10 protein-coding genes are annotated in these 13,112 nt (G+C 54.4%); 2 read left to right on the top strand and 8 right to left on the bottom strand.

The genetic code is table 11. The annotated features are described in order from the left end of the window. Window positions 1-44: 44 nt before the first annotated feature. From NM686_RS08210 to NM686_RS08200, 3 genes are all read right to left on the bottom strand, one after another. Window positions 45-965 carry a 1-aminocyclopropane-1-carboxylate deaminase/D-cysteine desulfhydrase gene (locus NM686_RS08210; protein WP_255187393.1) on the bottom strand — a complete coding sequence of 307 codons (921 nt, stop codon included), beginning with the start codon at window positions 963-965 and terminating at the stop codon, window positions 45-47. Beyond that, window positions 962-1,780: a dihydropteroate synthase gene (gene folP / locus NM686_RS08205; RefSeq protein ID WP_255187392.1), complete on the bottom strand. Its 819-nt coding sequence runs from the start codon at window positions 1,778-1,780 to the stop codon at window positions 962-964. Before folP ends, NM686_RS08210 begins: the two co-directional genes overlap by 4 nt. A gap of 497 nt (window positions 1,781-2,277) precedes the next feature. Continuing rightward, complete coding sequence (locus NM686_RS08200; RefSeq protein WP_255187025.1) at window positions 2,278-3,384, bottom strand: ISAs1 family transposase; 1,107 nt, start codon at window positions 3,382-3,384, stop codon at window positions 2,278-2,280. 171 nt (window positions 3,385-3,555) lie between these two features. Between NM686_RS08200 and NM686_RS08195 the strand changes: the two genes are divergently transcribed. Then, a complete protein-coding gene (locus tag NM686_RS08195) occupies window positions 3,556-5,628 on the top strand; it encodes a carbon starvation CstA family protein (protein ID WP_407942387.1) in 2,073 nt (690 codons plus the stop codon). A gap of 289 nt (window positions 5,629-5,917) precedes the next feature. Here NM686_RS08195 and NM686_RS08190 read toward each other — a convergent pair whose 3' ends face one another. The 3 genes from NM686_RS08190 to NM686_RS08180 all read right to left on the bottom strand — a co-directional run bounded on the left by NM686_RS08190 (window position 5,918) and on the right by NM686_RS08180 (window position 7,933). Then, complete coding sequence (locus NM686_RS08190; protein ID WP_329959177.1) at window positions 5,918-6,310, bottom strand: FUN14 domain-containing protein; 393 nt, start codon at window positions 6,308-6,310, stop codon at window positions 5,918-5,920. 94 nt (window positions 6,311-6,404) lie between these two features. Continuing rightward, window positions 6,405-6,530: an MFS transporter small subunit gene (locus tag NM686_RS08185; protein ID WP_255187389.1), complete on the bottom strand. Its 126-nt coding sequence runs from the start codon at window positions 6,528-6,530 to the stop codon at window positions 6,405-6,407. Further along, a complete protein-coding gene (locus NM686_RS08180) occupies window positions 6,527-7,933 on the bottom strand; it encodes an L-lactate MFS transporter (protein WP_255187388.1) in 1,407 nt (468 codons plus the stop codon). Before NM686_RS08180 ends, NM686_RS08185 begins: the two co-directional genes overlap by 4 nt. 138 nt (window positions 7,934-8,071) lie before the next feature. Here NM686_RS08180 and NM686_RS08175 point away from each other — a divergent pair, with 138 nt between their 5' ends. Then, entirely contained in the window at window positions 8,072-9,043 is a 972-nt protein-coding gene (locus tag NM686_RS08175) for a 2-hydroxyacid dehydrogenase (protein WP_255187387.1), read from the top strand. Between the two features lie 266 nt (window positions 9,044-9,309). Here the strand turns inward: NM686_RS08175 and NM686_RS08170 are convergent, their stop codons facing one another. Together NM686_RS08170 and NM686_RS21730 are read right to left on the bottom strand one after the other, a co-directional pair. Next, entirely contained in the window at window positions 9,310-10,065 is a 756-nt protein-coding gene (locus NM686_RS08170) for a hypothetical protein (protein ID WP_255187386.1), read from the bottom strand. Window positions 10,066-10,375: 310 nt separating this feature from the next. Continuing rightward, window positions 10,376-12,733: a cytochrome c peroxidase gene (locus NM686_RS21730; RefSeq protein WP_329959176.1), complete on the bottom strand. Its 2,358-nt coding sequence runs from the start codon at window positions 12,731-12,733 to the stop codon at window positions 10,376-10,378. Window positions 12,734-13,112 lie beyond the last annotated feature (379 nt).

The following is a 13,112-nucleotide window of genomic DNA, read 5'->3' as shown; positions in this document are numbered from 1 at the left end:
ACGATCGAATCATCGCGTTGGTTTTTGCGCCTCGAATCTCGACGTCATAACCGGCTGCGCGCGCCTTGTAAGCCGCCGGTATGCAAGGCCAGGATACGTTGCCCCGGTTTAAAATAGCCCTGCCGTAACAAATCATAGACGGCGAACAGCATTTTGCCGGTATAGACCGGCTCCAATGGCACACCATGCCGAATTTGAAACCGATCGATAAAATCCAGCAGCTCGGGCGTGGTTTTGCCGAAGCCGCCAAAGTGATGGGCCAGCAAGATTTCCCAGTTACTTTTCGTCGATTTGCCGGCTAACAGCTGTCTGACATCATCGGCCAGAAAACCAGCCCCTTTCAGCGCGGCCACACCCAGCAACGTTGCGCGCTCGGGCGCGGCGGCAATCAAGCCGGCCAGCGTCGCGCCCGTGCCGCAGGCCGTCAGCAACACATCGAACGGCTGCGAAATCTCGGCCAGTATTTCGCCGACGCCCTGCAATGCCAACCCGCTGGCTCCGCCCTCCGGCAGCCAGTATTGGCCGGCTTTCAAGCCCGGCAAACTGTCGTGGGCTTTATGCACTCGTAGTTGCCGATACTCACTACGCGATACGAAACGCAATTCCATGCCCCAGTCCAGCAAATCCGTCAAGGTCGGACTCAGAGGTTCTGGTCGTTCGCCACGTACGAAAGCCATGGTTTTCAGGCCCAGCCTGTTGCCGGCATAGGCCAAGGCATGCAGATGGTTGGAATGGGCACCACCCATGCTCACCAAGGTATCGGCGCCGGTCGTCAACGCATGATTCAGGATGTATTTGAGCTTGCGCCATTTGTTGCCGGAAATGACGGGATGCAATAAATCGTCGCGTTTGATCCACAGCTCCACGCCGTGCTGGCTCAGTTCCCCATCGACGATAGGCGTCAACGGAGATGCGTCAAACCGGCGTTGCAAAGCCCGCAGACGCGGATGCAACAGCGCCGTCACTGCGCCCGCTTGATAGCCCAGGCCACGTCTGCCGCCTGCCGATTGGCTTTGACATCATGCACCCGAAACATTTGCACGCCGGCCATGACGCCCAGGGCCGTCGTCACGGCGGTGGCCGTTACCAGCTCATGCGGCGCCTCGACGTGGCAAATACTGCCCATGAAGCGCTTGCGGCTGGTGCCCAACAACACCGGGTAACCCAACGCCACGAATTCATCCAAATGCGCCAGTAAATCGATGTTGTCCTGTTTGCGCTTGCCAAAACCGATGCCCGGATCGATGGCGATGTGCTCGGGTTTTACGCCGGCCGCGAGTGCCGCCGCAATGCGTAGCCGCAAGGCGGCCGTGACCTCCGCCACCACGTTGTCATAAGACGGATCGTCCTGCATGGTCTTGGGCGTGCCTTGCATGTGCATCAAGATGATGGGCGCCTGGCGGCTAGCCGCCAGCGGCAGCATCTCGGCATCCCCGAGTCCAGCCGAAATATCGTTGATCAGATCCGCCCCGGCGTCCAAGGCCGCGGCAGCAACTGCGCTCGAAGCGGTATCGATACTGATGGTCAGCGCCGGGTGATTTTGTTTCAAGGCCTGGATGACCGGCAGCACGCGCCGAATTTGCTCGTCGGCCGGCACGGGATCGGAACCGGGCCGGGTGGATTCGCCACCGACATCGATCATGTCCGCCCCCTCCGCGATCATTAGCTCCGCCTGTCTTAGTGCTGCGGCGACACCGGTAAATTTTCCGCCATCAGAAAAACTATCCGGCGTGACGTTGAGTATGCCCATGATTTGCGGGCGGGCGTGGCAATTGAACATGCTGATTACTGAAATATGCGAATTGTCTGATTTAAGCCCAAAAGGTACGCGCCGCGTACCCTACAACGGGAAGTCATGATTGATGAAGATAAAACCTAAAAACATCGATAGTCCACGAAAAGCACGAAAGAAATCATTGCGTTATGAACGCTTATCGATTCACCTGTTCGGTGCAGCCCTTTAGGATGATAACTGTTTACAAATTTCGTGATTTTCGTGCATGTCGTGGACCCAATGATTTTTCTAGGTTAAACGGTTGGTCTCGAGCGAGATTGTATTCCCAAGCGGCGTCATTATCGCTGCATTGGCCAGCGATGACATCCAATTTTTCGAAAGAGATGCAAAGCTTGAGTTGGCCCATGTCGCGTCGAGAGCGTTGCTACTGCACTCCAGGCTTTCATTGTCCAGTGTGCTTGCCATGCCTTCATGATCCTTTGCTTGGAATTACAACCTCCGCTTCAGGCTCATGTGTCATTGGACAAGGCAGGGCAATCGCGCTATGTTGCAGATGTTCCGAAGAGTAATTTAAAGCGATAGTTATCGTTCAAACATGCTCGCAACTTGCGGCGCTTCAAGCTGTCTTTAGTAGGTCCGTTATTTCGTAGTAAATTGAGTGCCATCCGTCGCATCAACGCCAAGTTTTCGGCGGAATGATCTGTTCTGGCGCGATTCGCATCTTCGCCAAACTGCACATCCAGCACCCAGTGCTGGGAATTTTCTATCGCCCAATGCTGCCGTACCCCTTCGGCAAAGCGCTGCAAATCCGTAAACGAACACAAATAGTAGCGACACTCAACCGAGGTCTTGTCACCGAGGGTGCGAATCGATTCAACCCGACCAATGGCTTGTAGCCCGGCCCAGTCAGGTTTTTGCGTCAACCAAGCAATCTCGCTACTCAAGCTGTAACGGCGTATTTCCAGGCGACCGTGATCTTTGTCGATGGTTTCGTAGACCGGTAAGCGGTCGTTGGCATTTTCAGTATCCAGCCACAACCTGACATCCTCGCAAAGGTTCGGATGATTATCCTTCAGTGCCAACACGTAATCCGCTTGCGCCGTAACGATGGTTTTCGCAATGGCTTTTTGACAACCCATGGCATCGATCGAGATCAGAGCTCCTTTGATGTCCAACATCGACAATAAATCGGGGATCGCCTTGATTTCGTTAGTCTTCTCATCCACCGCCTGTTGCGCCAACACCCAACGCGCTTCAGCCGCAAAGGCGCTCATCAAATGCACGGCCTTATCCCCTTCGCGGCTGCCGCGCAAGGTCTTGCCGTCCAAACAGACTTGCTGTCCTGAAAGGCTTGGCAATGCCGCCTGCACCCAACGTTGAAAGGTCTCGGCAAACGCTTGGGGATTCAGGCGGCCCAAGACATTACTCAGGGTATCGTGCGAGGGAATTCCATTCGGTAATTCCAAAAAGGTCCGCAGCCAATCTTCTTTTTCTTCGGCAAACTCTTCCATGCCGACCCAATCCTCGATGCCGCTCAATACTGCGCATAAGACGATCATCACGATATCCGTGAGTTTGTGGAGTTTGTTTTTGCCCTCTCGCCGCGGGTCTGTGAGGTCAGCAAAATAGGGGGTTGGATCTGGGAGCATCTGGGATATTAGGCAAAATCGCTATACTAAACCCCTTGCCCGTGCAAGTGCTACAAAGCGCGATTGCCCTGTTGGACAAGGCTATCGATACCCTCCCAATCCCCCGCCGTGCTAAGATTCGGCGGTTTTTTCGCACTAACCCATCACCGGACAGAAACCGACATGTCAGTCATGAATCATCGTTTATCCTCCACGCTACTCTGGATCGGCGTCGCCCTAATCGGCGCGTTTGCCGTCGGCGGTATAGCGCTGCAACGCGGCGAAATCATCAACAGTCTCTGGATCATCGTCGCCGCCGTCTGCGTCTACGCACTGGGCTATCGCTTTTATAGCGCCTTCATCGCCGCCAAGGTTTTGGTGCTGGACGCCAGCCGCGCAACGCCCGCCGAGCGCTTCGACGACGGCCGCGATTTCATGCCGACGCATAAATGGGTCGTCTTCGGCCATCATTTCGCCGCGATTGCCGGCCCCGGCCCCTTGATCGGTCCGACATTAGCGGCGCAATTCGGCTACTTGCCCGGCACGTTATGGATATTGATCGGCGCGGTGTTGGGCGGCTGCGTGCAGGATTTCGTGACCCTGTTTTTCTCGGTGCGCCGCGACGGCCGCTCGCTCGGACAAATGGCCAAGGACGAGCTGGGCGCGATTGGCGGCAGTGCCGCGATGCTGGGGGTGATGATGATCATGATCATCCTGATCGCGGTGCTGGGTTTGGTCGTCGTCAACGCGATGAAGCATAGCCCGTGGGCGACTTCGACCGTCGCGGCGACGATTCCGATTGCGATGCTGATGGGCATTTATCTGAACAATCTGCGTCCAGGCCGCGTGGCCGAGGCCACCTTGATCGGCGTATCGCTATTGATTTTCGCGGTAGTCGGTGGTGGCTGGATAGACGAAAACCAGACGCTGCGCGGCTGGTTCGATTACGACGCGCCGCAACTGGCGCTCATGGTAATCCTGTATGGTTTCGCCGCGGCGGTATTGCCGGTCTGGCTGCTGCTGGCCCCGCGCGATTATTTATCCACCTTCATGAAACTCGGCACCATCGCCGCGCTGGCCGTCGCCATTGTCGTGTTGCGCCCTGAGCTGAAAATGCCTGCGCTGACCCAGTTCATCGACGGCAGCGGGCCGATCTTCGGCGGCAAGCTGTTTCCGTTCGTGTTCATCACCATCGCCTGCGGCGCTATTTCCGGTTTCCATGCCTTGATTTCGTCCGGCACCACGCCGAAACTGCTGGCGAATGAACAGGACGCCCGCTTCATTGGCTACGGCGCGATGATGATGGAATCCTTCGTCGCGATCATGGCGATGATCGCCGCCTCGGTGCTGGAGCCCGGCGTGTATTTCGCGATCAACAGCCCGGCCGGCATAGTCGGTAAGGAAGCGGCCGATGCCGTGGCCAAAATCAGCGCATGGGGCTTTCCGGTCAGCGTCGAGCAAATGCAGCATCTGGCGCAAACCATGGGCGAATCGACGCTGTTCGCCCGCACCGGCGGCGCGCCGTCGCTGGCAGTCGGCATGGCAACCCTGTTTTCCCGCGTATTCGGCGAAAACCTGCTGGCGGCCTGGTACCACTTCGCGATCATGTTCGAGGCCTTGTTCATCCTGACCACGCTGGACGCCGGCACCCGCGTCGCCCGCTTCATGCTGCAGGACATCTTGGGCAATTTCGGCATTGGCGTCGGCAAGACCCATCACTATGCCAGCATCCTGCTGACCAGCGCGGCGGTAGTCGGCGGCTGGGGCTACTTTTTGTACATGGGCACGATAGACCCACTGGGCGGCATCAACAGCCTGTGGCCCTTGTTCGGCATCGCGAATCAAATGCTGGCGGCCATCGCCTTGTGCGTCGGCACGACGATATTGGTCAAATCGGATAAATTGAACTATAGCTGGGTGACTGCCCTGCCCCTGTCCTGGCTGATCATCGTCACCAGCGCGGCTGCCTGGGAAAAATTGTTTTCGGCGGATTTGCGGGTCGGCTTTTTGGCGCATGCCAAGGATTTATCCGACAAACTGACGAACGGCCTGTTGTCGCCAGACATGGCCGGCAAGGCGCCGCATCTTATTTTCAACGATTATCTGAATGCCGGACTGACCAGTCTGTTCATGCTGATCACCTGGCTATTGCTGGCCGATACCTTGCGAGTGATTTACTGCGTGGTGGCCGGTAAAGACTATCCCGAGTCCAGCGAATCCCCACACATGCCAAGCCGCTTGGTCGAGGAGTGGGTCAGGGATTAAAAAAAGCTATTTGCATGACTTTCCGGCATAGTGGAGCTGTAAAATTTCTCGCTCTCCTGCAGGCACTGATAGTTCAGCTGGATACAATATTTGTAGCGTGGAATTTAACGGCAACACAAATTTTAATTTAGCTCCATGGGACTTTTTCTGGTCAGCTGTGCAACTTGGTGTTTGCGTGGTTCTAACAACAAGCATGAAGATATAAGTTGTACGCATTGCGTACCTTCAGGATCTGCATTCCCACGCGGAAGCGTGGGAACGAGACGAACGCGGTGCGTACCTACGTGGCTTAGCCTAGTTTAAATCCGACATAGAACCCCGCGATTCCGCCCAAACCGCGGCTTGCAAAAAGCGAAAGCCTATCAATCAAATAATTACCCGATGCCTTTGCGGCTCCGGTCGCGTAATCCGCCGCCTGTTCCAATGCCAGTCCATTTACGGTTATGACACCGTAATATTCGGCAGCAAACAGCATCACGACAAGCCCACCACCTACAAACAAGGCTAGCTTTAACATTTTCTTGGCAAAATATCCGACAGCCATCCCCAAAATAAAGGGAGCCCCAACATTGCCGAGCAAGAACGTTGAGGAAAATATGTCGGAAGATGGGGCTTCAGTAAGTGTGTTTTCGTTCATCTCGACCGTGAAAAAGACGTTTTGAAAGGCATTCCATGACAACATTCTCCCCTTATCTGATGATTAAGACTGGAGTCCGGTTAATATGTCTTTTATTGGAACTCCGATGACAAATCAAACAGTTTGTAAACCCAACCGCTCAAGCAAACAAAGCCATGGCCTTTTTCAAGGTCTGGGAAACACCCCAGACCAGCGGCACCGCCACATACAGCCAAAACAGCACCACCTGCCAAACCGGAGTTGATTTATGCGGGGCTTGCGTCATTTTTGTTCTCCTTCGGTTTCAGTTTCTCTCGGAAAAGCGCCGTCCAGTTCGTCGAATTCGTCGTACTTCATGTGATGTTTTTCATGCACCGGCCTGATCAATAGATTGCAGACGAATCCCAACACCAGCACGCCGGCCATGATGTACATCGTCACGTTATACGCGTCAGCCTTGGCGACACCCTGGCCGATTTGGTATTCACGAATATAGTTGACCAGCACCGGACCCAACACGCCTGCCGTCGACCAGGCCGTCAACAACCGCCCGTGTATGCCGCCGACATAACGGGTGCCGAAAATATCCGCCAGATAGGCCGGTATCGTCGAGAAACCGCCGCCGTACATGCTCATGATCAACGCATACAGGATCACGAACAAGGCAACGTTACCGACCTGTCCCATGCCGGGAATCAGCGCGTACAAACAGGCACCGACCACGAAAAACACGAAATAGGTGTTTTTACGCCCCAGATAATCCGAAGCCGACGACCAGAAAAACCGCCCGCCCATGTTGAACAGACTCAACAGCCCGACGAAGCCCGCCGCGGCGGCCGGGGTCACGCTGCCCTTGAACATCTCCTGTATCATCACCGAGGCCTGTCCCAATACGCCGATGCCGGCCGTCACGTTCAGACACAATACCAGCCACAACAAATAAAACTGGGGGGTTTTCAAGGCCTGGTCGATATGCACGTGATTTTGCGTGATCATTTTGTTCTCGACCTTGGGCGGCACCCAACCTTCGGGTTGCCAACCGTGCGGCGGAATCCGGATTGTCAACGCGCCTATCATCATCGAGACGAAATACAATCCGCCCATTACGATGAAGGCCTCCATCACACCAACCGAAACAGCAGACTTGAAATGATCCATCAGCCAAACCGCCAGCGGCGCCCCTATCATCGCGCCACCGCCGAAGCCCATGATGGCCATGCCGGTCGCCATACCGCGCCGATCCGGAAACCATTTGATCAGGGTCGATACCGGCGACACGTAACCCAAACCCAGGCCAATGCCGCCGATCACGCCATAGCCCAGATAAAGCAGCCAGATTTGATGCAGATAGACGCCGAGCGCGGCCAGCCAGAAACCGCCGCCGAAACAGCAAGCCGCCACGAACATGGTCAAGCGCGGGCCGACTTTTTCCAGCCATTTGCCGCCCACCGCGGCCGACAACCCCAGAAACACGATGGCCAAACTAAAAATCCAGCCCAGCGTGGTCAATTTCCAGTCATCGACCGCGGGCGCTGCAATGCCGATCACCCGCGTCAACGGCTCATTGAACACGCTGAACGCATAGGCCTGGCCGATACACAAATGCACGGACAAAGCCGATGGCGGCACCAGCCAGCGGCTGTAGCCGGCGCGAGCCGTGATGCGCGATTTGGAAAAGAAGTCCGTCATAGGAATAGCTCCGTGAATAGCATTGCCGATGGGCGCAAAAGCGCGCCACTATAACAAGCCAGCGCCTAAAGGTCACGGCACCAAGCTTCCATGCTGTTTTATACTGCGCGCATTGTTTCAATCAAAACAGGAATTGCCATGACCAAACCCAAAGTTCTCGTCAGCAGGCGCTGGCCGGCCTCGGTCGAAGCCAAATTGCAACAGCTCTACGACGTCACGCTGAACCTGGATGATCACCCCTTCAGCGCCGACGAATTCAAATACGCCTTGCAACATTATGACGCGGTCTGCCCGACGGTTTGCGACAGTTTGCCGGCCGAGGTCCTGAACGTGCCGAACAAGCGCTGCAAGATTCTGGGCAATTTCGGCGTTGGCTACAACCACATCGACATCGCCGCCGCCAAACAGCAAGGCTTGATCGTCACCAACACACCCGGCGTATTGACCGAAAGCACCGCCGACATCGCGATGACCTTGTTACTGATGAGTGCACGGCGCGGCGCGGAAGGCGACAGACTGGTGCGATCCGGCCAATGGACAGGCTGGTGTCCGACGCAGTTGATGAGTAGCGACGTGACCGGCGCTACGTTGGGCTTGATCGGTTTCGGTCGTATCGCCCAGGCCATGGCCCGCAAGGCGCATCATGGGTTTGACATGAAAATCCTGTATTTCAAACCGACACCCGCAGACCAGGCCGTGGTCGAGGATTTGCAAGCCATCCGCTGCGACAGCCTCGAGGAGCTGCTGCCGCAATGCGACTACGTCTCCCTGCACTGCCCCGGCGGCAGCGATACCCGGCATTTGATCAACGCGGAACGTTTGAGCCTGATGAAACCCTCCGCCCATCTGATCAACACCGCACGCGGTGATGTAGTGGACAGCCAGGCCTTGATCGAGGCCTTGCAAGAAAGACGCATCGCCGGCGCGGGTTTGGACGTTTACGAAAACGAACCCAACATTGATCCGGGCTTTTTGACGCTGGACAACGTATCGTTACTGCCGCATCTCGGCAGCGCCACGATTGCGACACGCACCGCGATGGGAGAAAAGGTTCTGGCAAATCTGCAAGCCTATTTTGCCGGCGAGGAATTGCCGGATAGGGTGGCGTGATAACGCTGAAAGTCCCGGTGAACGAAACACCGAATGCCTAGAAAAAGCTAAAGCTTTTTCACTCCAAACCACGCAGGGGAGTGCGATTGCTTTAGCTATCGTACTGATGGCAAATCTTCCCGGCTTGCGCGCATTGACCCGGTAGAGCTAACATTCACTTGCCGGGGTGATGCGGCTTTTTCATGATCGTTACCCTGAAAATCATGATGGGAGCGATGCCCTTCAAGGACTCGTCGCGACGAGGGCGTCGCTCCTACAAGAACTGGCTAAGCAATTTTTTCGTTGAAGGCCAGTTTGCGTTTTTTCATGCCCACAATCCCCAACAATCCCGCCAGGAACGACCACGCCGCGGCTGGCAGAGGAACCGGAGCGGCATTGGCTTCTAAATAACCATAATGATTGATGTCGATATAAAACATCTTCGAATCACCCGCAGCCAACGTAAAAGTATAAGGCGCGGCATATTCGCTAAAAGCCGAGGTTATCGGCAAATAACCGGCCGCATCGATTGAATCAACACCATAAAATTCCCCTAAATCATCGGAATACCCAATCATAACGCTAGAGAAGGCCGTACTGTCGCCAGCCACTTCGGCAAACAACCGATAAGACATGTTTAACGTAATATCAAACGCTTCAGAACCATTATTGACAAAGCCAATATCGTACAAACCAAGATGGTTGTAATCGATGGCGCCATCCGACACCCCGCCGTCAAACGCGAATGTATGCGTAAATGAACTGCCCACCAGCATGGGTCCCGAGATAAACGGTATATCGGGGTTATCATCGTGGATGCCGCCATCCCCGGTTACAGAGGTGTAACTCTCATAGAAACGGGAAAAGGAAGCAGTCATTTCCAAGCCGGAATAATCAGTGGATGCCCCTGTAATACTGCCTATGGCAAAGTCTAATGTTGCATAGCTATTGAAAGAAGTGCTTGCGACAGCATCGTCCGCATTTGACACAAACATCCCGATTACAGCAATTGCCACTGCGTACTTTTTAACTTGGTTATTCATAAAACTCCTAAAAATCATTCTGCTGAAACGCAAGCCGGTACTGACCGACTTGCATTGAACTCGTCGCGACGAGGGCGTCGCTCCAGCAAGGCTTAGCCAAGCAATTTTTCGTTGAAATCCAGATTACGAGAAACTATCCCTTCAAAAGAGCCCAAAATCGCTAACTCGTCATTCGAGATATGACCTGGGTTCGTCAAGTTGCTTATATTGTCGATGGAAAAAGCTAATCGTCACGGAACTCGCCAATTCACGATGCGAGCTGGTTTGAAATCAGCCCGCATCTTGGCAATCAAATTATTCGACAAACAAACTATTGAGCCGACGCGGGCGCCAGATAGTGATCGAATGGCAACAAAGGTTTGGGTGTAACGCCATCCGCTTCGAATGCCCCATTGGCGCCGACGGCGGGAACCACCATTGCATGCTCTTTGCCCCAGGCGGCGCTCAGTTCATGCCCCGGCGTAACCGCTACATGATCACCCACATGGCCATCGGGCACGATCACTTCGGGATGATCGAAAGGTGCCTTTTCATACCGTACCCGGTCGTCGGTAAAGGTTTTCATATATTCGATGATCGCCTGTCTATCCTCGGGAGCATCCCCCGCCAGAGTCACCGCGTTCACCAAATTTTGCTGATTGGCATTCTCCGGCAAGGCCACGTTACCCAGACGAGAATAAAACTCGATGACCTGCTCCAGAGTAGCCATGCTGCCGTTATGCATGTAAGGTCCTGTCAGTTCTACGTTACGCAAGCTGGGCACCTTGAAAGTCGCCTTATTGGCCACGGCCATTTTTGCCGTTCCCAATGTCGCATTGGCCGCCGCGACAGTCGGTATATAGGCCTTGGTGGTACTCAAGCAATTTTGGGCGCGCCGTGTTACTTCCGCTTCGCCTTCCCTCTTGCCGTCCGCTTCTATGCCATCGGTTGACTTGAACACATCCGGCGTCAATCTGCTCGCGGTACTCGCCAACGGTTGGATAAAGTCGCAACTACGCACGTGTTTCAATACGTCCTGGTCCTTGACCGCCGACTGATTACCCAACAGGTATTGCAAATACTGATCAGTGAACGACAGAGGATTACCAAAATCGTCCACGCCATCGATGCCGGGATCGGCGTCAGGATCGTTCACACCGGTATTGAAAAACCCCATATCCATCAAGCGACGATTCAACCCGACCACCACGTCACGCTGCACGACGTTTTTATACGGGGTGATACCGGCGGCCGATGCCGCGCTAAAGGGCCCTAATGCATCCGCGCCATAAGGGATTTGAAAATGGCTGGGACCGTAGCTTTTACCCGGTGCTGGCGTAACCAACTCGCTGTTCAGTTCAACCGCGGCCGTGGTAATCGCAGGGCCGCCATGGCAAAGATTGCAATGGTTATCGGTGAACAATTGCTGACCTCGCAGCAACGTTGCGATCTCTTCCGGCGTTTTTACGATACCCGTCGAAGCAGGAAACCTCCACGTCGGCATGAAAGTATTGGGATCACGCTCGGTCAAATCGATCGGCGCCTGATCAGATACCAGCGTTGCCTGATAAAGCTGCAGCGCTATGCCAAAAAACATCGAGAAGTTCGCTTCCATCTGGTTGTAAGCCGTTTGCCCAGGAGGCGCACCGAACTCGCCGACACGGGTATACGACCAAAACTTTGGATTAAACGCCTGCGTAATCAAACTCTTGTAAGTCGTGTTCAATCCTGGCTTCAAATCACCGTCGACGCTCAGACTGTAAGGCCCAAGCACGCTGTCTTGATGATGAACCTTTTGATACTGCAGGGGTTGGCGCAACAACAGCTTTCTGCCTATATCCGGCCAAGTCCGCTTCCGGCAGGACATTTCCGCATCATTCAGAGGCGGCCCCATGGCCAATGAGGCAAGCGATGAGTTGGTCAATTGCAATTTCCTTTTTGCCACGCTACGGGCACCGGTTTTGACCCAAATGCCGGCGTTTTCGTCACGATCTCCCCAAGGACTCGCACCGTTATAAACGTTATTGGCCCGGCCATCCCAGAAGTTACGATAATTGAAGATCGCATTGATCATGGTCGGCACATTACGCGGCTCTACCCTACGCGTGCCAACACCGTTGACATGAAATACCGGATCGACGCTTCGACTACATTCGTCACTGGTACCAGTAAACTTGGATGCACCGACGAAGTCACCGCTAAAGGTGCCAGCCGAGGAAACGACGTCATCGGTAGAAAAGGTTTTGCCGCTGCTTCTGTCAAAAGGGTTGGCAAATTGATACAAGGGAAAATCATCCTGGGTCAAGGTATAGTTGGCGCCGCCCGCCGCGCCAGATGGCAACGGCTCAAAGGTATCCCCATTGCCGGTGGCACTTTTGGCGCCAGGATTCAATTGGTTTTTGATCCTGATGTCGGCCCCGGCATGAACATGGCAAGAACCGCAAGCCATGCCATCGCTACCGACATTCATGTCCCAAAACAGGGCCTTACCCAGCGCAATGGCTTTTTCCTTGTCGACGACAATCGAATCGGGCCCGTCTTCCGGTAAAAAATTCACATCCGCACCGCCCAGTTTCCCATCCACATGCGGAATCGGCACATTCTGCAATGGCAAGGGCTCGGGACCATGAGCAAAGGCCGTCTGCGCCAGCAGCAAACAACTCAACCCCAATATCTTGTTTATCCTCATCTTCACCTCAGTAATAAATTAGCGGCACTCAACGCACAGACCGACGTTCCTATAGCAACCAGGGAACCAGCATTGCTCCCCAAATCCCGGCAAGCCCGGAATTTGTCGCCCGATTGAGGATTTGGCCTTGAATAACATCCACCTTTACCCTCTCCAGAGGGTTGGGGCGTGGGTTGAACTACAGGAAAGTTATGCACGACCATATCCTTAGCAGACATCGAAAAGCAAAATCAAAACCATAAGTTAAATATAGTTTTTCAATCATACAGTTAGTCAATAAGAATCGAATGCTCAATCTGCCATGCGAACTACAAAATGGGCGAAATCACATACCGGCATGGACAAATGCCCCGGATACAACATAAAAAAGCCGTGTATC

Origin of the sequence: Methylomonas rapida (assembly GCF_024360925.2) — a bacterium.
Taxonomy (GTDB): Bacteria; Pseudomonadota; Gammaproteobacteria; order Methylococcales; family Methylomonadaceae; genus Methylomonas; species Methylomonas rapida.
This window is presented reverse-complemented; position numbering and strand designations above follow the sequence as displayed.